Here is a 19,081-nt window from a genome sequence, read left to right on the forward strand (position 1 = left end):
TTTGCGGCACCAGACAATGCGTCTTGACATAGAAGCAGCTTCGCCTCAATGTCTTTATGACACCGGTTACTTAGACGCAAATAGCCGGAAAACCGATCGCAGGAAATGCGGCGAGGGAGAGGAAATGGGCCGTGATCCTGCGAAGGAGGCCTCATTTCCATCTGATTTTAGCTGTGGAGAAGCCGATTCGGCTTTGATGCAGCGCCAATAGATACCGGTGTCATTGCCGGTGACGAAACGCTGGACCGGCGCCAAGTGCGACGGCAAAGGGGAGAAACTGAATGCGCACACTCGATAAATTCCGCGGCACCGCGCTGCTGACCGCCCGCCTGCTGGGCGCGGCATCCTTCGCCGTTCTGGCCACCGGCAATGCTTTCGCTCAGGATGCGGTCGCTGAAGCGCCGGCTGCGGACGATGAAGTCGTCGAAGAAATCATCGTCACCGGCTTTCGCGCCTCGCTGGACAAGGCGCTGGACGTAAAGCGTGACTCGATCAGCGCGGTTGACGCCATCGTGGCCGAAGACATTGCGAAATTCCCCGATCAGAATCTGGCGGAATCGCTGCAGCGCATTCCCGGCATCTCGATCCAGCGCGACGGCGGCGAAGGCCGCGCGATCACGGTGCGCGGCCTCGGCGCGCAGTTCACGCGCGTCCGCGTCAACGGGCTTGAAACCGTCGCCACCTCCACCGATGGCGCAAGCGCAAACCGCGATCGCTCGTTCGATTTCAACGTGTTCGCATCCGAACTGTTCAATTCGATCGTCGTCCATAAGACCGCGGAAGCCTCGCTCGACGAAGGTTCGCTCGGCGCCGTGGTCGATCTGAACACCGGCAATCCGCTCGGTGGCAAGGATGGCTTCAGCTTCGTCGGTTCGGTCCAGGGATCGTATAACACGTTGAGCAAGGATCTCGGGCCGCGCGTCGCCGGTCTGCTGGGCTGGAAATCTCCGGACGGCACCTTCGGCGTTTCGGTATCGGGCGCTTATTCCAAGAGCGATACGCTGGAATTGGGCAATAACACGGTCCGCTGGGCGCAAGCACGCTTCGATTCCGTGAACGGCACGCCATGTTTCACCACGACCGCTGTCAGCGGCATCGGCGTCCCCAATTCGGGAGGCGTCTATACGCCGGGTCGCGTTGCTGCCTGCGATCAGGCCGCCCTCGCCTTCCATCCGCGCATTCCGCGCTATGGCATCATCGAGCACGATCGTGAACGCCTGGGCGTCACCGGTTCGGTCCAGTGGGAGCCGAGCGACGCCACCAAGGTTTCGATCGACGGCCTCTATTCGCGCTTCCGCGAAACCCGCAACGAGCAATATGCCGAAGTGCTGTTCCGCAGCAACGAGCGCTCGATCGACGTGATCAACCCGGTCTATGATTCCAACAACAATCTGATCAAGGGCACGTTCAACGACGCCTGGGTCCGCACCGAAAATTATCACCGTGAATCGCAGACCGAATTCTATCAGGTCGGCGGTACATGGGATCAGGACGTGACGGACACGTTCCGTTTCACTGTTCTGGGCGGCATGTCCAAATCGACTGCCAGCATCCCGGTCGAAACCACGCTCGTGTTCGATGATCGCGATGCGCAGAACTACAGCTATGATTACACCAATTCGCGCAGCCCGGTGCTGACCTTCGGCACCAGCGTGACCGATCCCGCGAATTTCCAACTTGCCGAAATCCGCGATCGTCCTTCGGAAACGGTGAACAAGTTCCGCACGCTTTCGCTGCGCACCGAATGGGACGTGACCGACGGCTTTACGGCCAAGGCTGGCGCGGTCTATCGCCGCTTCCAGTTCGACACGGCAGGCTTCACGCGTGATACCGTGGTCTGCCCCACCCGCACCACGGCGGCACCCGATGTCGTGCTCGGCGCGGTCACCTGCACGCCCTCGTCGGTGTTCGGTGCGTCCGCCGTTTACGGCCTCCCCGTCACTGCCGCGCTGTCGCAGCTCGTCAATCTGGGTAAGGCTGGCCAGCCCGATGGCACCACCACAAGCTGGATCATCCCAAATCTGGAAACGGGCACCGATTACACCAATCTCTATGAGCGCACCGCCGCCATTGACGCGGGCAATACCCGCGGCGTGGTGGAAAAGGTCACCGGCGGCTATTTTCAGATCGACGCCAAGGGCGACATCCTCGGCCTGAACTATGCGCTGAATGCGGGTGTACGCTATGCCAAGACCGACCAGTCCTCCACCGGCCTGAACAATGGTGCCGTGGTGCAGGTGAAGCGTTCCTATGAGGATTGGCTCCCCGCCGTGAACCTCGCCTTGTTCCCGCATGACGATATCGTCATCCGCGCATCGGTAGCCGATGTCGTCACCCGCCCCAGCCTCGGCAATCTCACGCCGGGCGGTTCGGTCGATGGCTTCAACTATCGCGTCACGTTCGGCAATCCGCTGCTCGATCCGTTCCGCGCCACCGCTTATGACGTGGCCGTGGAATGGTATTTCGCGCCGCAGTCGATCTTCTCGGTCGCACTGTTCCAAAAGGACGTCCAAAGCTTCCCGGTATCGCGGACGACCAGCGGCACTTATGCTTCGACCGGCCTGCCGCTCTCGATCATTCCGCCGAGTTCGCCAGCCGCCAGCGCACCTGAAGGCCAGCTCTGGCAGATCACCGGCAACGTCAATGGCGCGGGTGCCAGCCTAAAGGGCATGGAAGTCGCGCTACAGGCGCCCTTCACCTTCCTGCCGGGCTTTCTGTCGCACTTCGGCGGCATCGTGAACGCGACCTTCATCAAATCCGATGCGGATTATGTGGTTGCCGGCCCCGCGGTTGTGCCGGGGGGCGCACTCATAAACACCACCCGCACCGAAACGCTCTATGGCCTGTCCAAGCGCGCCTATAACGGCACGATCTATTATGAGGACAGTAAGTTCAGCGCACGCGCCTCGGTCAGCTATCGCAGCGGCTTCGTCGATGCGGGCAGCGCCACCGGCAATGTGTTCGAAGGCTATAATTCCACGATCAACGTGGATGCCTCGATGCGCTACAAGATCACCGAGGCCATCGAAGTTTCGGTGGAAGGCGTGAATCTCACCGATGAATATCGCGATCGCTACAATGATATCGATGCGAACCGCATCTATGAAAACAATCACTTCGGCCGCACCATCCTGTTCGGTGCGCGCTTCAAGATGTGATCGCATGATGACCGCATTGCTCTGATCTCCCCCATAGGCCGGCCCCGCAAATGCGGTGGCCGGCCATTTTTTTTGGAATTTCCCGTGTTCGATCGCAGAGACAGTTTGAAAGCCCTGGCCAGCATCGGCCTCGCCCCGCTGGGCGCGAAAGCCTTTGCGCAAGGGTCCGCCGCCAGTTCATCGCTTGATCCCTATGCCGCCATGCAATGGGGCAAGGGCTTCGAGGGGCAGCGCAAGGCCGATCTGGGTGACGGAACATTCCTCAATCCCGTCTTTGCGGGTGACCATCCCGATCCCACGATCCTGAAGGACGGCAAGGATTATTACCTCACCTTTTCCAGCTTCGACGCTTATCCCGGCATCGTGATCTGGCACAGCCGCGATCTGGTGAACTGGCGGCCCGTGACCGCCGCACTCAAGACGCCGATCGGGTCGGTCTGGGCACCCGAACTGGCGAAGCACAAGGGACGCTATTATTGCTACATTCCGGCGCGCTTTCCGGACAAGCGCTCCATCTATGTGATCCATGCCGACAAGATCGAGGGGCCATGGTCCGAACCGATCGACCTGCATCTGCCCGATCACATCGATCCCGGCCATGCCGTGGGCGCAGACGGCACGCGCTGGATGTTCCTCTCCGGCGGAGACCGGGTGAAGCTCGCCCCCGATGGCCTGTCTACCGTGGGCGCGGTCGAGCATGTCTATGATCCCTGGCATTATCCCGAGGATTGGGTGGTCGAGGGTTTTTCGCCCGAAGGCCCGAAGATCATGAAGCGTGGCGCGTGGTTTTACATGATCACCGCGGTCGGCGGCACCGCGGGTCCGCCCACCGGCCATATGGTCATCATGGCGCGGTCCAAATCGATCGACGGACCGTGGGAGAATGATCCCGCCAATCCGGTGGTCAAAACGCAATCCGCGCGCGAGAAATGGTGGTCGCGCGGCCATGCGACGATCTTCGAGGGGCCGGACCAGAAATGGTGGATGATCTATCATGGCTATGAAAATGGCTATTGGACGCTGGGGCGGCAGACCCTGCTGGAGCCGATCACATGGACCGCGGATGGTTGGGTGAAGCCGCTGGGCGGCGATCTTTCAAAGCCCCTCGCCAAGCCGGTCGATCTGGGGCCGCAGCCGCACGGGATCGCGCTGAGCGACGATTTCTCCACGGACAAATTCGGGATCCAGTGGAGCTTCTACGATCCGGGCGCGAACGAGATGGCGCGTGTGCGGCGTGAGGGCGGCGTGCTGCATGTGAAGGCCAAGGGCAACTCCCCGGCCGATTGCGCGCCCATCACCTGCCTCGCGGGTGATCAGGCCTATCAAATGGAGGCTGATGTCGAGATCGATGCGGGCGCGGAGGCCGGGCTGCTGTTGTTCTACAATCGTCGACTCTATGCCGGGCTGGGCTTCAACGCCAAGGGGCTGGTGATGAACCGCTACGGCTTGCAGCGCCCGCGCGGCACCTCCCCTGGCCAGCGCGATGCGGCGGCGGAACCCGTGCGCGCGATGCGCATCCGGCTGACCAATGATCGTAATATCCTGACGATCCACACCAGCGCCGACAAGGGCGCTACATGGCGCAAATTCGATGTGCAGATGGAAGTCTCCGGCTATCATCACAATGTCGCCTATGATTTCCTCAGCCTGCGCCCCGCGCTCTATGCCTCGGGCAATGGCGAGGCGCGGTTCGCCAACTTCACCTACAGGGCCTTGCCATCATGATCATCGATCGCCGCACTGCATTGATGGGCAGCCTCGCCGCCGCGGGCCTTGCCACACGCGCCGCCGCACAGACGCCGCCGCCCGCGATCGGGCCAGTCGCCGCAGCCTGGCCGATGCCCACCGAGACGATCGATCTCTGGCCCAAGGGTGCGCCGGGAATGCCCGCCAAGCCGCTCACCGAGACGGTGAAGGAGCGCAGCACGGACAGCGCGATCAACGACCGCGCCGTGTTCGGGATCAGCAAGCCGCGCATGGCGGTGTTCCGGCCGTGGCGGCCCAATGGCGCGTCGATCCTGATCACGCCGGGCGGTGGCTATAATTGGGTGGTGGTGGACCGCGAAGGCTATGAAATGGCGCAATGGTTTGCCGAGCGCGGCTTTACCGCCTTCGTGCTCTTCTATCGCCTGCCGCATGAGGGCTGGGCGGCGGGGCCGGACGTCAGCCTGTCCGATGCCCAGCGCGCGATGCGGCTTATCCGGCACCGCGCCGCGGATTTCGGGATTGATCCCGCGCGGGTCTGCGCGATGGGATTTTCAGCGGGCGGGCATCTCTGTGCCGATCTCGCCACGCGCTTCGACGCGAAGACCTATACTGCGGTGGATGCGGCAGACACACTCTCCGCGCGTCCTTTGGTCGCCGCACCCATCTATCCGGTGATCTCGATGACAGCGCCCGTCGCCCATGCCGGATCGCGCAAGAATTTGATCGGGGAGAATGCGGATGCTGCGCTGGAACGCGCACATTCGCCGAACTTCAACGTGGCGACCAACACCCCGCCCTGCTTCCTCGTCCATGCCGAGGATGACGATGCGGTGCCGGTGGACAACACCTTGCTGTTCCGCGCCGCGCTGAAGGAGAAGAATATCCCGGTGGAGACGCACCTCTTCACCCAGGGCGGACACGGCTTCGCCATGCGCCGCGCGATGGGCAAGCCCGCGGGGGTGTGGCCGGAGCTGTTCCTGGCCTGGGCCAGGACACGCGGGGTTATGGGGTAGGCCACTCATCCGTCATCCTGAACTTGTTTCAGGATCCATTTCAAAGTCACGACCATTTTCCGCGTGACGGAGTGGATGCTGAAACAAGTTCAGCATGACAGTGTGTGTGTTCGAGAGTTCGCCTTATTCCATCTCCAGAATCACCGCGTCCACCGCGAGACTCTCCCCCGCCACGGCGCTCAGGCTCTTCACCACGCCCGCCTTCTCGGCACGCAGGATATTCTCCATCTTCATCGCCTCGATTACGGCGAGCGGCTGACCCGCTTCCACCTTTTCGCCCGCTTCCACATGCAGCGCGACCAGCAGGCCGGGCATGGGGCAAAGCAGGAAGCGCGAAAGATCGGGCGGGATCTTGGCAATCATGTGCGTCGCATGAGACGCCACATGCGCGGGGAGCACGCGCAGCACATGGCTTGCGCCGCGCGTCGTCAGCTTGAAGCCCGAGCGCGCGGGCGCGATGCGCACGTCCAGATCAGCGCCGTTCACGGTCGCCTCGATCAGCCGGTCACCCGGCGTATATTCCAGCTCAAGCTCGATGGCCTCGCCATTCACGGTCACATCATCGCCCCGGATCATGACGTCATACAGCGCGTCGCCGATCTTCACCTGCCAGCCCGAAGGCGGATCGAGCCGCTGGCCGAGTTGCCCGGAAATCCGGCGTGCACGGTCCGCCCCGGCCATGGCCGCAAACGCGCCGATCGCGGCGATGCTGCGCAGCAATTCCGGATCGGCGGGCGCGCCGTGGAAACCGTCGGGATATTCCTCGGCGATGAACCCCGTGGTGATCTCGCCCGAACGGAAGCGCGGATGCTGCATCAGCGCGGAGAGGAAATCGATATTGTGGCCCGGCCCTTCGATCTCGAAGCGGTCGAGCGCGGCGATCTGCTTGTCGATCGCTTCTTCGCGCGTGGCGCCATGCGTGATCAATTTGGCGATCATCGGATCATAGAACATGCTGACCTCGCCGCCCTCGACCACGCCATCATCCACGCGCACGCTCCCATCGCTGGTCGCAGGCGGATTATAGCGCACCAACCGCCCCGTGGAGGGCAGGAAGCCGCGATAGGGATCTTCGGCATAGACGCGGTTCTCGACCGACCAGCCGTTGATCTTCACGTCATCCTGGCCGAAATCCAGCTTTTCACCCGCCGCCACCCGGATCATCTGCTCCACCAGATCGAGTCCGGTGATGCACTCGGTCACGGGATGCTCCACCTGAAGCCGCGTGTTCATTTCGAGGAAGTAGAAGCCCTCCCCCGTCTTGTCCGCGCCGCTCACGATCAGTTCGACCGTGCCGGCCGAATAATAGCCCACCGCACGCGCCAGCGCGACCGCCTGCTCGCCCATGGCCTTGCGCATCTTGGGCGTAACGAAGGGCGACGGCGCTTCCTCCACCACCTTCTGATGGCGGCGCTGGATCGAGCATTCGCGCTCATTGAGGTAAACGATATTGCCATGCTGATCGCCCAGCACCTGGATTTCGATATGGCGCGGGCTTTCGATGAACACACGGTCATCGCCGAAGCTCGCCAGACCCTCGCGCTTGGTAGCTTCAAACCCTTCGCGCACGTCCTGCTCGCTATAGGCCAGCCGCATGCCCTTGCCGCCACCGCCCGCAGACGCCTTCATCATCACCGGATAGCCGATCTCGCCCGCGATCTTCACCGCTTCGTCAGTATCGGCGATTTCGCCAAGGAAGCCGGGAACGACATTGACGCCCGCGGCCTTGGCCAGCTTCTTGGACTCGATCTTGTCGCCCATCGCGGCGATCGCATTGACCGGCGGGCCGATGAACGCGATCCCCGCGTCCTTCAGCGCCTGTGCAAAGCTGGTGCGTTCGGACAGGAAACCATAGCCCGGATGCACCGCATCCGCCCCGGTCGCCTTGCACGCGGCGATGATGACGTCCGCCAGCAAATAGCTTTCGGATGCTGCGGGCGGACCGATCCGCACCGCCTCATCGGCCATCTCCACATGCGGCGAACGCGCATCGGCGTCCGAATAGACCGCGACCGTCGCGATCCCCATCTTCTTCGCCGTGCGGATCACACGACACGCAATTTCGCCGCGATTGGCGATCAGAATTTTCTTGAACATTACGGCTCCCTCAAGCCGTCACCCTGAACTTGTTTCAGGGTCCATGGTGCCACCTGCACCATCGGCTCGTGTTGATAAATGGATGCTGAAACAAGTTCAGCATGACGATAGTGGTTGATCATAAATTCGAGGTCACTCAGCCGCTTCCATCACCCGTTGCTGCGCGGCCTGCATCGGAACCACGCCCAGCTTGGCAAATAGCGCGGCGTCGGCATTGTCGCCGGCGTTCGCGGTTGTCAGCAATTTGTCGCCGGTGAAGATGCTGTTCGCGCCCGCCATGAAGCAGAGCGCCTGGCACGAATCCGACATGCTCTCGCGACCCGCAGACAGGCGGACCATGCTTTCGGGCATCACGATCCGCGCCACCGCGACGGTGCGCACGAACTCGATCTCGTCGATCTTGGCGAGCGGCGTATCGGCGAGCATATCGCCCAAGACCGTGCCCTTCACCGGCACGAGCGCATTGATCGGCACGCTCTCGGGATGGGCGGGCAAAGTAGCGAGCGCATGGAGGAAGCCCACGCGATCCGCGCGCGTTTCGCCCATGCCGACGATCCCGCCGGAGCAGACGTTGATCCCCGAATTGCGGACATTCTCCAGCGTCTCCAGCCGGTCATCGAAGGTCCGCGTGGTGATCACCTTTTCATAATGTTCGGGCGAGGTATCGATATTGTGATTGTAATAATCCAGCCCGGCATCGGCGAGCGTCTTCGCCTGCCCCTCAGTCAGCATCCCCAGCGTCATGCAGGTTTCCATGCCCATCTGGCGCACGCCCTTCACCATGGAGACGATCGCGCCCATGTCCCGGTCCTTGGGATTGCGCCAGGCCGCGCCCATGCAGAAACGCGAGCTGCCCGCGTCCTTGGCCTGTGCGGCGGCCTGCATCACCGATTGCACGCTCATCAGTTTCTCGGCCTTAAGACCGCTCTCCGCCGAAGCAGACTGGTTGCAATAACCGCAATCCTCCGGACACCCGCCGGTCTTGATCGACAGCAAAGTGGAAAGCTGAACCTCGTTGCGCGGGAAATTCGCGCGGTGGATGGTCTGCGCTTCGAACATCAGATCGTTGAAGGGCAGATCGAACAGCGCCGCGATTTCCGCGCGGGTCCAGTCATTTCTGCTCCCCTCCCGGCCTTCCGGGAGGGGCTGGGGGTGGGCCTTCTTGTCAAAGGAAGAAAAGCCACCCCCAACCCCTCCAAGAAGGCTTGGAGGGGAGTTTACCTGTGCGTTCCCAGTCATTCTGCGGCGTCCTCCAAACCTTCGGGCGGCATATTGTGGCCAAGCAGGCGCAGCACATCGGCGGCGCAATCGACCACATTCGAACCCGGACCATAAATCCCCGCAACCCCGGCTGCACGCAGATATTCATAATCCTGCGCCGGGATCACACCGCCGGCCACCACCTTGATATCCGGGCGGCCCGCATCCTTCAGCAAATTGATCAGTTCGGGGATCAAAGTCTTGTGCCCGGCGGCCAGGCTGGACGCACCGATCACATCGACATCCTTGTCCAGCGCCAGCGCCAGCGTTTCCTTTGGCGTCTGGAACAAAGGCCCGCTCACGATCTCGAAACCCATGTCGGCAAAGGCGGAGGCGATGATGTTTGCGCCGCGATCGTGGCCATCCTGCCCCATTTTGGCGACCATCATGCGGGGTTTACGCCCCTTGCGGCGTTCGACCGCCTCCACACCATCGACCACGCGCGCCCAGCGGCTGTCGCCATCATAAGCGCCGCCATAGACGCCTTTCACGGGGGTGGGCACGGTGCCATAGCGGCCGAACACATCCTCCATCGCAGCGGAAATCTCGCCCAGGGTCGCGCGTTCACGGGCGGCATCCACGGCCAGCGCGAGCAGATTGCCCGTGCCGCGTGCCCCTTCGCGCAAGGCATCGAGCGCGGCCTGGCATCTGGCAGCATCGCGCCCGGCCTTCACCCGGTTGATCCGTTCGATCTGGGATTCGCGCACCGCCACGTTATCGACATCCAGAATGTCGATCGCATCCTCGCTCGCGAGCTTGTATTTATTGACGCCCACGATCACGTCCTCGCCGCGATCCACTCGCGCCTGACGCCCGGCCGCGGCTTCCTCAATCATCGCCTTGGGCCAGCCCGCCGCCACGGCCTTCGCCATGCCGCCATCGGCCTGCACCTTCTCGATGATCGCCCAGGCCTTGTCGACCAACTCCTGAGTCAGCGCCTCGACATAATAGCTGCCACCCAGCGGATCGACCACCTTGGTCATCCCCGTTTCTTCCTGGATCACGATCTGCGTATTGCGCGCGATGCGGGCGGAGAAATCGGTGGGCAGCGCGATGGCTTCATCGAGCGCATTGGTATGCAGGCTCTGCGTTCCCCCCAGCATCGCGGCCATCGCCTCGATCGTGGTGCGCATGACGTTGTTATAGGGATCCTGCTCGGTGAGCGAGACGCCGCTGGTCTGGCAATGCGTGCGCAGCATCTTGCTGCGTTCGTCCTGCGCGCCAAGCTGCGTCATCACCCGATGCCAGAGAACCCGTGCCGCGCGGAGCTTGGCGATCTCCATGAAGAAATTCATCCCGATCGCGAAGAAGAAGCTCAGGCGGCCTGCGAATTTGTCGATATCCAGCCCGGATGCGACGCCATATTTCACATATTCCGCGCCGTCGGCGATGGTAAAGGCCAGCTCCTGCACCTGCGTCGCCCCGGCCTCCTGCATATGATAGCCGGAGATGGAGATGCTGTTGAACTTGGGCATCTCGCGGCTGGTGTAGCCGAAGATATCCGAGATGATCCGCATCGACGGTTCGGGCGGATAGATATAGGTGTTGCGGACCATGAACTCCTTCAGAATGTCATTCTGAATGGTTCCGTCGAGCAATTTGCGATCGACGCCCTGCTCCTCGCCCGCGACGATGAAAAAAGCGAGGATCGGGATCACCGCGCCGTTCATCGTCATGGAGACGCTCATCTGATCGAGCGGAATGCCGTCGAACAGAATCTTCATGTCCTCGATCGTGTCGATCGCGACGCCGGCCTTGCCGACATCGCCCGTCACGCGCGGATGATCGCTGTCATAGCCACGATGCGTCGCCAGATCGAAAGCGACCGACAGCCCCTTCTGCCCCGCCGCCAGATTGCGGCGATAGAAGGCGTTGGAGGCTTCGGCGGTGGAAAAGCCCGCATATTGCCGGATCGTCCAGGGCCGCCCGGCATACATGGACGCGCGCACCCCGCGCGTGAACGGCGCAAAACCTGGCAAGCCCGCGTCGATATCGGCCACATCTTCGGCGGTGTAGAGCGGCTTGACGTCAATCCCCTCGGGCGTCGCCCAGGTGAGATCGCGGCCCTTCACCTCCTTGGCGGCGGCGGCGGACCATGTATCGAGGGTGGGTTTATCGGTCATTATATCTGATCTCATAGTCCGTTTGGGCTGAGCCTGTCGAAGCCCTCCCTTCTGCGGTGCCTGTCAAAGGAAGAGGCTTCGACAGGCTCAGCCCGAGCGGTGTTTGAACGCGGATCATCATTTCCCCGAAAACACCGGCTTGCGCTTCTCCCGAAAGGCGTTCCCGCCCTCCACGAAATCCGCGCTGCGGCTGGCGATGCCCTGATTGACCGCCTCGATCGCGAGCGTTTCGGAAAGCGTGCTCTCCATTCCCGCGCGCACCGCATGGCGGATCATCCGGTAGCTCTGCGTCGGGCCGCTCGCGAGGCGCCTGGCCACGCCCAATGCGGTTTCCATCAGCGCCTTATCGTCTACCACCTGCGCGATCATGCCCCATTGCTCGGCCTGTTCGGCGGGGATGCGCTCGGCCAGCAGCATCATCTTCATCGTGCGCGCGCGGCCGATCAGGCGCGGCAGCAGCCAGCTCGATCCGCCATCGGGGATCAGCCCCACATTGACGAAGGCCTGGAGGAAATAGGCCGACCGCCCAGCGATCACCACATCGCCCGCCAGCGCGAGCGGACAGCCCGCCCCCGCCGCCGCGCCATTCACCGCGGTGACGAAGGGAATATCGAGCGCATACAATTCCTCGATCAGCACATTGAGCCCGGTGCGCACGGCATTTTCTACATCGCGCAGCCCATCGCCATTCGCCAGCGACGCCCCGCTGCAGAAACCACGTCCCGCGCCGGTCAGCAGCAAGGCGCGCACGCCGAGGTCAGGGAGCGAGCGCAGCGCCTTGGTCAGGTCCGCGAACAGCCCGTCGGTCATCGCGTTCAGCTCGTCCGGACGGTTGAGCGTGATCGTGGCCACATTGTCGGTCACGTCGAAGAGGATGGTTTCGTAGGTCATGCGATATCCCTCAAAAATCCGTTTATCCCGAGCGCAGTCGAGGGACCCGTTCGAGCGAAGCCGAGAACCCTGGCACGCGCGGAAACGAACCTCGGCTGCGCTCGGTTTGGTCCCTCGACTATGCTCGGGATGAACGGACGCGGGTGCGGAGCCAACGAGGTTGCCTCAATGCCCATCCGCCACCTCCATGATCTCCGTCAGCACACCATTCATATCCTTGGGGTGCAGGAAAAAGATCGGCGTGCCATGCGCCCCGATCCGCGTGGGGCCGAGGATGCGTTTGCCCTGCCCTTCGAACCAGCCGCGCGCGGTATGGATATCGGCCACTTCATAGCACATATGATGCTGCCCGCCCGCCGGGTTCTTGGCGATGAAGCCATGGATCGGGGAATCTGCGCCCAAAGGCTCGATCAGCTCGATCTGGGTTCCAGCGGTCCCATTCTCACCCGGCGTATCGACGAAGCACACTTTCACGCCCTGCGCGGGCAGATCGAACGGATCATGGATTTTGGTCGCGCCCATCACATCGCGATAATAAGCGATACTGGCGGCAATCGAAGGCGTGGCGATACCGATATGATTGAGACGGCCGAGTTTCATTCAAACCTCCGTATGATTTCCGCGAGCATTGGAAACCACTCGCTCTTTCGTCGGGTCTTCGAATTTTGGCAGATTGGCTTTTCGCTGAAGGTAAACCTTCAAGTGCTTTTTTTCGGTCCATCGAGCCCAACCAAGGACAATGAGGAAAATCAATAAAATGACCGCCGAGAGTGTCCCCCGAGCATCTTGAATCTGCCCGCGTGACGGATTGATCACGTCAAACCACCATGCGGCTATTTGAGGTGCCATGACTTTATTGAAGGAGAAGATCATAACAAAAATGAGCAGCGCGGCAGCGATCATACGCCACGCGCGACCGTTCGAAGCCTTCGATCCGCCTGTCATCGTCACAGTGAATACCTCTTCTTACAGCGGAATATTGTCATGCTTCTTCCAGGGATTCTCAAGCTGCTTGCCCCGCAGCTTGCGCAGCCCCAGCGCGATCCGTTTCCGCGTCGAATGCGGCGCGATCACTTCGTCGATGAAGCCCTTGCTCGCCGCTACGAACGGATTGGCGAAGCGGGCTTCATATTCTGCGGTGCGCTCGGCGATTTCCTCGGGCGTCTTGCCGCGGAAGATGATCTCCACCGCGCCCTTGGCGCCCATCACCGCGATTTCCGCGGTGGGCCAGGCATAGTTCAAATCGCCGCGCAGATGCTTGCTCGCCATCACGTCATAGGCGCCGCCATAGGCCTTGCGCGTGATCACGGTGATCTTGGGCACGGTCGCCTCGGCATAGGCATAGAGCAATTTCGCGCCATGCTTGATGATGCCGTTCAGTTCCTGCGCGGTGCCGGGCAGAAAGCCGGGCACATCGACGAAGGTGAGGATCGGAATTTCAAACGCATCGCAGAAGCGCACGAAGCGCGCGGCTTTCTTCGATGAATTGATGTCGAGGCAGCCCGCCAGCACCATCGGCTGGTTCGCCACGATCCCCACGGTGCGCCCCTCCACGCGGCCGAAGCCGATGATGATATTGCCCGCATGGGCCGGCTGCATCTCGAAGAAATCGCCCTCGTCCACGGTCTTGCGGATCAGTTCGTGCATATCATAGGGCTGGTTGGCATTGGCCGGGATCAGCATGTCCAGGCTCGGCTCGATCCGGTCGAACGGATCGGCGGTGGGCCGCTCGGGCACCTCTTCGCGATTGGACAAAGGCAGAAAGTCGATCAGCGTGCGCGCCGCCCACAAAGCCTCGATGTCATTTTCGAACGCCACATCGGCAACGCCCGATTTGGTGGTATGCGTCACCGCTCCGCCGAGTTCCTCTTGTGTGACCACTTCGTTGGTGACGGTCTTCACCACATCAGGGCCGGTGACGAACATGTAGGACGAATCCTTCACCATGAAGATGAAGTCCGTCATCGCAGGGCTGTAGACCGCGCCGCCCGCGCATGGACCCATGATCAGCGAAAGCTGCGGCACCACGCCCGACGCCAGCACATTACGCTGGAACACTTCGGCATAGCCACCCAGAGACGCCACGCCCTCCTGAATGCGCGCGCCACCGCTGTCATTGAGGCCGATGACAGGCGCGCCGACCTTCAGCGCCATATCCATGATCTTGCAGATCTTTTGCGCATGGCGCTCAGAGAGCGAACCGCCGAACACCGTGAAATCCTGGCTGAACACATAGACCAGACGACCGTTGATCGTGCCCGAACCAGTGACCACGCCGTCACCGGGGATCTTCTGGCTCTCCATCCCGAAATCGACGCAATTATGCTCGACATACATGTCCAGCTCTTCGAACGAGCCTTCGTCGCAGAGCACGTCGATCCGCTCACGCGCGGTCAATTTGCCCTTGCTGTGCTGCGCATCGATGCGCTTCTGCCCGCCTCCGAGACGCGCTGCGGCGCGCTTGGCTTCGAGCTGTTCGACGATGGGCAGCATGGGGCATTCTCTCCGGGCGTAAAGCGATCATGCTCCCTTCCAAGATTTCGCGCGACATGCAAATGTGAATTTGCGAAGTTGCAAAACATGATTTTGCAAAATAGGGTTTGTGGTCACAAATATATCGTCACCCTGAACTCGTTTCAGGGTCCATGCCGAAGTCGCGACGATCTTCCGCGTGACGGAATGGATGCTGAAACAAGTTCAGCATGACGGCGGGGCGGAATGACTAAGCGGGATCCATGATGACCATTACTAAACGCCGCATCTTCGCCGGAGACCGCCTGCGATCCCTGCGCAAACGCGGCACACTCGATCAGGCCGCCATGGCCGCGCGTCTGGGCATATCCGTCAGCTATCTGAGCCAGCTCGAAAATGACGATCGGCCGCTGACCGCGACGATTCTTTCCGCCATCGGCAAGGCGTTTCCGCTCGAACGCGGCCAGTTCGAGCTGGACGTGGTGACCCAGCGCTTCGCCGCGGTCGAGAGTGCGATGGGCGATCCGCTCTTTTCCGAATGGGCCTTTGCGCCCGACGCCCTTGCCCGGCTGGCCGAGACGCAGCCCTTGTTCGCCGAAGCCTTTGTCACGTTGCACAGCGCCTATCGTCATGCCGAGGAACGCCTGCTGAGCGCGGATGATGCCATGGCGAGCGGTGTGCCGGGGGCTGACCGGCTGCCCTGGGAAGAGGTGCGCGACTGGTTTCACGAGGCGGGCAATTATATCGATCCGATCGACACCGCCGCCGAGGCGCTGTCGCTTCCCATGGGCGATGGCGAGGCGGACATGATCGCACGGCTGGCGTCGCTGCACGGCATCCACCTGATCGCGGCGGGCGACGACACGGCCTTGCGCGCTTATGATCGCGCGGGCGGAACGCTGGCGATCGACCCTGCCCTGCCGCCCGAAAGCCGCCGATTCCTGTTGGCGCACCAGCTCGCCGCGATCGAGCTGGCCGCGCCGATCGCCGCCGTAGCCGATGGCGCGGATCTGCAATCGGACACCGCGCGCCGCCTCCTCTCCGTGGGTCTCGCCAATTATGCCGCGGGGGCGCTGCTCATGCCCTACGCCCGCTATCGCGCGGCCGCGCTCGATCTGCGGCACGATATAGACCGGCTGCGGCGTCAGTTCGGCGTCAGTTTCGAGCAGGCGTGCCACCGCCTCTCCACGCTGCAGCGCCCCGGCGCACGCGGCATCCCCTTTTTCTTCTGCCGCATCGATATGGCGGGCAATATAACCAAGCGCCATTCGGCCACGCGACTGCAATTCGCGCGCTTCGGCGGTGCCTGCCCCTTATGGATCGTGCATGAAGCGGTCGCGATTCCTGATCGCATTCTGGTTCAGCTCGCCGAGACTCCTGATGGCGTGCGCTATGTCCAGATGGCCAAGGGGCTGGTAAAGCCCTCCGGCAGCTATGCCCGCGCGCCGCGCCGCTATGCGGTCGCTCTGGGCTGCGAGATCGAACATGCGCGCGATTTCATCTATGCTGACGGACTGGACGTGACCTCCCAGACAGGCGCGACACCGATCGGCATTTCCTGCCGTCTCTGTCCACGCGTTGATTGCGATCAGCGCGCCTTCCCCCCGGCAGACCGCGCGATCCTGATCGATCCCGACCGCCGCGATGTGGTGCCGTATCAGGTGATCTAGCGATTGCAGTTATTGCAAGTGCAAGTGCAGTCTATCACCTTCCCCAGCGTAACGATCTTTGGCACACAGCCATCAAAGAAAATTCCCGAGAGGATCCATTGCCGATGAGCGACCCGTCGATCTACCCCGTCCCCGCCGAATGGGCCGCCAAGGCGAAGATCAACGCGGAGCGCTACGATCAAATGTATGGCCATGCGCTCGCCGATCCGGGGAGCTTCTGGCTTGATCAGGCGAAGCGGCTGGACTGGATCAAGCGGCCTGAGATCGCCGGCGATTGGTCGTTCAACGAGCAGGATTTCCACATCAACTGGTTTGCAGACGGCAAGCTCAATGTCTCCGCCAATTGCATCGACCGCCATCTGAAAGAACGCGGCGATCAGATCGCGATCCTGTGGGAGCCCGACAGCCCGGATGAAGCGCCGCGTTCCTATACCTATAAGCAATTACACGCCGAAGTCTGCCGTTTCGCCAATGTACTGAAAGCGGCGGGTGCGAAGAAGGGCGACCGGATCACCGTCTATCTGCCGATGATCCCCGAAGCCGCCTTCGCCCTGCTCGCCTGCGCGCGCATCGGCGCGATCCATTCGGTCGTGTTCGGCGGCTTCTCGCCCGAAGCGCTGGCCGGACGGATCACCGATTGTGATAGCAATATCGTCATCACCGCAGACGAAGGCCGTCGCGGCGGCAAGCGCGTCCCGCTGAAGGCCAATGTGGACGCGGCCGCCAAGCATGTCCGCTGCCTGGATGCCGTCATCGTGGTAAAGGCCACGGGCGGCGATGTGGCGATGCAGGAAGGGCGCGACATCTGGCTACACGAAGCCGCAGCCGCTGTCCCCGCCGATTGCCCCGCAGAGCCGATCGGCGCTGAAGACCCGCTGTTCCTGCTCTATACCTCGGGCAGCACGGGCAAGCCCAAGGGCGTGCTGCACAGCACGGGCGGCTATCTGCTCTGGGTGAGCCTGACGCACGAACTGGTGTTCGATTATCGCCCTGGCCAGATCTATTGGTGCGCCGCCGATATCGGCTGGGTCACGGGGCATAGCTATATCGTCTATGGCCCGCTCGCGAACGGCGCGACCACGCTCATGTATGAAGGCCTGCCAAACTGGCCGACGCCCTCGCGCATCTGGGAGGTGGTGGACCGGCATCAGGTGGAGATCCTCTACACCGCCCCCACGGCGCTGCGCGCGCTGATGAAGGAGGGCGATGAATTCGTTACAAAAACCAGCCGCAAGTCGTTGAAACTGCTCGGCACGGTCGGCGAACCGATCAATCCCGAAGCCTGGCGCTGGTATCATGAGGTGGTGGGCGAAGGCCGCTGCCCGATCGTCGACACCTGGTGGCAGACCGAGACCGGCGGCACGCTCATCTCCCCCCTCCCCGGCGCGACTGCGCTTAAACCCGGCAGCGCGACCAAACCGATGTTCGGCGTGGACCCGCAGATCGTGGATGGCGAGGGCGTAGTGCAGGATGGCGCGGTGGAGGGCAATCTCGTCATCGCCCGAAGCTGGCCCGGCCAGATGCGCACTGTTTGGGGCGATCACGATCGCTTCTTCCAGACCTATTTCAGCACCTTCCCCGGCAAATATTTCACCGGTGACGGCGCGCGACGCGACGATGACGGCTATTATTGGATCACCGGCCGCGTGGACGATGTGATCAACGTCTCGGGGCATCGTATGGGCACCGCCGAGGTCGAAAGCGCACTCGTGCTGCACGCCAAGGTGGCCGAGGCCGCGGTGGTCGGATATCCGCACGACATCAAGGGACAGGGCATCTATGCCTATGTCACATTGAACGCCAATTGTGCCGCGAGCGAGGAGTTGCGCTCGGAATTGCGCCAATGGGTCCGCACCGAAATCGGCCCGATCGCCACCCCCGACGCCATCCAGTTCGCCCCCGGCCTGCCCAAGACCCGCAGCGGCAAGATCATGCGCCGGATTTTGAGGAAGATCGCTGAAGGTGATGTATCACCCGCGGCGCTGGGCGACACGAGCACGCTGGCGGATCCGGCGGTGGTGGAGGATCTGGTGGCGAATAGGGTGGGGTGAAGGCAGATTGACTAGCCTGAGCTATCTGCTGCCTGAAGTTCCGCGGATAGCATGATCCTGATCGACGGAGTGGTGCAGAATACGAAGAATCCAGATGATGTTGCGGCTCGCGGTATAATAGATGCGATGTGAGCCGCACGCACGCGATAATATTGGTCTGCGGCCGTCGCGATAGACAGTCCCGATATGCGGATACAGGGCCAGTAATTCCAGGCTTCATCGAAATCATCAAGGTACGCGTGCGTTACCTGCAGGCCGAAATGCTCGAGACTGTAAATCCTGATGTCGTCGAGGTCAGCCTCGGCTTTTGTTCGAAAACGAATTTCAGCCAAGCGCTCTTCGCTGCCTCGCCATGATCTCGGCAACGCTGCGCTTGCTGGGCGACGATGCCAATCCTTCTTCGATCGCTTCATCAATCCACGCGCGTTCGGTTTCGCTCAAGCTTTCAACGCGATAGTTTTGCCTGACATCGCGCAAAGCATTGATCGCATCCGCTTCATCCCGTCTTATAAGATCGCGAACATAGTCGCTCGTGCTCGCATAACGGCCCTCAGCGACACGTTGCTCAGCCCAAGCCTTCAGACCTTCGGGTATAGAGATGTTCATCTGCGCCATGCGCGATTCCCTACACTATTGCGC

General features: G+C 61.9%; 14 protein-coding genes. 5 read left to right on the forward strand and 9 right to left on the reverse strand.

Features of this window, described 5'->3' with window-relative positions:
• Nucleotides 1-281: 281 nt before the first annotated feature.
• From FHS49_RS06500 to FHS49_RS06510, 3 genes are all read left to right on the forward strand, one after another.
• Nucleotides 282-3,158, forward strand: a complete 2,877-nt coding sequence (locus FHS49_RS06500; protein ID WP_184016551.1) for a TonB-dependent receptor — start codon at nt 282-284, stop codon at nt 3,156-3,158.
• Between the two features lie 84 nt (nt 3,159-3,242).
• A complete protein-coding gene (locus FHS49_RS06505) occupies nt 3,243-4,883 on the forward strand; it encodes a family 43 glycosylhydrolase (protein ID WP_425502673.1) in 1,641 nt (546 codons plus the stop codon).
• Nucleotides 4,880-5,878 (forward strand): alpha/beta hydrolase, encoded by a 999-nt coding sequence (locus tag FHS49_RS06510; protein ID WP_184016553.1) that lies wholly within the window; start codon nt 4,880-4,882, stop codon nt 5,876-5,878. The genes FHS49_RS06505 and FHS49_RS06510 overlap by 4 nt, the downstream gene beginning before the upstream one ends.
• 123 nt (nt 5,879-6,001) lie before the next feature.
• Here the strand turns inward: FHS49_RS06510 and FHS49_RS06515 are convergent, their stop codons facing one another.
• The 7 genes from FHS49_RS06515 to FHS49_RS06545 all read right to left on the reverse strand — a co-directional run bounded on the left by FHS49_RS06515 (nt 6,002) and on the right by FHS49_RS06545 (nt 14,742).
• Nucleotides 6,002-7,975 carry an acetyl-CoA carboxylase biotin carboxylase subunit gene (locus FHS49_RS06515; protein WP_184016555.1) on the reverse strand — a complete coding sequence of 658 codons (1,974 nt, stop codon included), beginning with the start codon at nt 7,973-7,975 and terminating at the stop codon, nt 6,002-6,004.
• A 132-nt stretch (nt 7,976-8,107) separates the two neighbouring features.
• Nucleotides 8,108-9,214 carry a biotin synthase BioB gene (gene bioB / locus FHS49_RS06520; RefSeq protein ID WP_281397043.1) on the reverse strand — a complete coding sequence of 369 codons (1,107 nt, stop codon included), beginning with the start codon at nt 9,212-9,214 and terminating at the stop codon, nt 8,108-8,110.
• On the reverse strand, nt 9,211-11,358 hold the full coding sequence (gene scpA / locus FHS49_RS06525; RefSeq protein WP_184016557.1) for a methylmalonyl-CoA mutase: 2,148 nt from the start codon (nt 11,356-11,358) through the stop codon (nt 9,211-9,213). The genes bioB and scpA overlap by 4 nt, the downstream gene beginning before the upstream one ends.
• 117 nt (nt 11,359-11,475) lie before the next feature.
• On the reverse strand, nt 11,476-12,249 hold the full coding sequence (locus FHS49_RS06530; protein WP_184016559.1) for an enoyl-CoA hydratase-related protein: 774 nt from the start codon (nt 12,247-12,249) through the stop codon (nt 11,476-11,478).
• Between the two features lie 165 nt (nt 12,250-12,414).
• Complete coding sequence (gene mce / locus FHS49_RS06535) at nt 12,415-12,849, reverse strand: methylmalonyl-CoA epimerase (RefSeq protein WP_184016561.1); 435 nt, start codon at nt 12,847-12,849, stop codon at nt 12,415-12,417.
• Nucleotides 12,850-13,200 carry a hypothetical protein gene (locus FHS49_RS06540; protein ID WP_184016563.1) on the reverse strand — a complete coding sequence of 117 codons (351 nt, stop codon included), beginning with the start codon at nt 13,198-13,200 and terminating at the stop codon, nt 12,850-12,852.
• Nucleotides 13,201-13,215: 15 nt separating this feature from the next.
• Nucleotides 13,216-14,742 carry an acyl-CoA carboxylase subunit beta gene (locus FHS49_RS06545; RefSeq protein ID WP_184016565.1) on the reverse strand — a complete coding sequence of 509 codons (1,527 nt, stop codon included), beginning with the start codon at nt 14,740-14,742 and terminating at the stop codon, nt 13,216-13,218.
• Between the two features lie 242 nt (nt 14,743-14,984).
• On the opposite strand from FHS49_RS06545, the gene FHS49_RS06550 reads away from it, so the two are divergent.
• Both FHS49_RS06550 and acs read left to right on the forward strand, forming a co-directional pair.
• Nucleotides 14,985-16,391, forward strand: a complete 1,407-nt coding sequence (locus FHS49_RS06550) for a helix-turn-helix domain-containing protein (protein WP_246350411.1) — start codon at nt 14,985-14,987, stop codon at nt 16,389-16,391.
• 104 nt (nt 16,392-16,495) lie between these two features.
• Complete coding sequence (gene acs / locus FHS49_RS06555) at nt 16,496-18,442, forward strand: acetate--CoA ligase (RefSeq protein ID WP_184016567.1); 1,947 nt, start codon at nt 16,496-16,498, stop codon at nt 18,440-18,442.
• Nucleotides 18,443-18,453: 11 nt separating this feature from the next.
• On the opposite strand, the gene FHS49_RS19595 is transcribed toward acs, so the two are convergent.
• The gene (locus FHS49_RS19595; protein WP_246350412.1) at nt 18,454-18,774 is read right to left on the reverse strand and encodes a hypothetical protein; all 321 of its coding nucleotides are present in this window, start codon (nt 18,772-18,774) and stop codon (nt 18,454-18,456) included.
• The gene (locus FHS49_RS06565) at nt 18,767-19,057 is read right to left on the reverse strand and encodes a ribbon-helix-helix domain-containing protein (RefSeq protein ID WP_246350414.1); all 291 of its coding nucleotides are present in this window, start codon (nt 19,055-19,057) and stop codon (nt 18,767-18,769) included. Before FHS49_RS06565 ends, FHS49_RS19595 begins: the two co-directional genes overlap by 8 nt.
• Between the last annotated feature and the right edge of the window lie 24 nt (nt 19,058-19,081).

The organism is Sphingobium boeckii (assembly GCF_014199215.1).
GTDB classification, from domain to species: domain Bacteria; phylum Pseudomonadota; class Alphaproteobacteria; order Sphingomonadales; family Sphingomonadaceae; genus Sphingobium_A; species Sphingobium_A boeckii.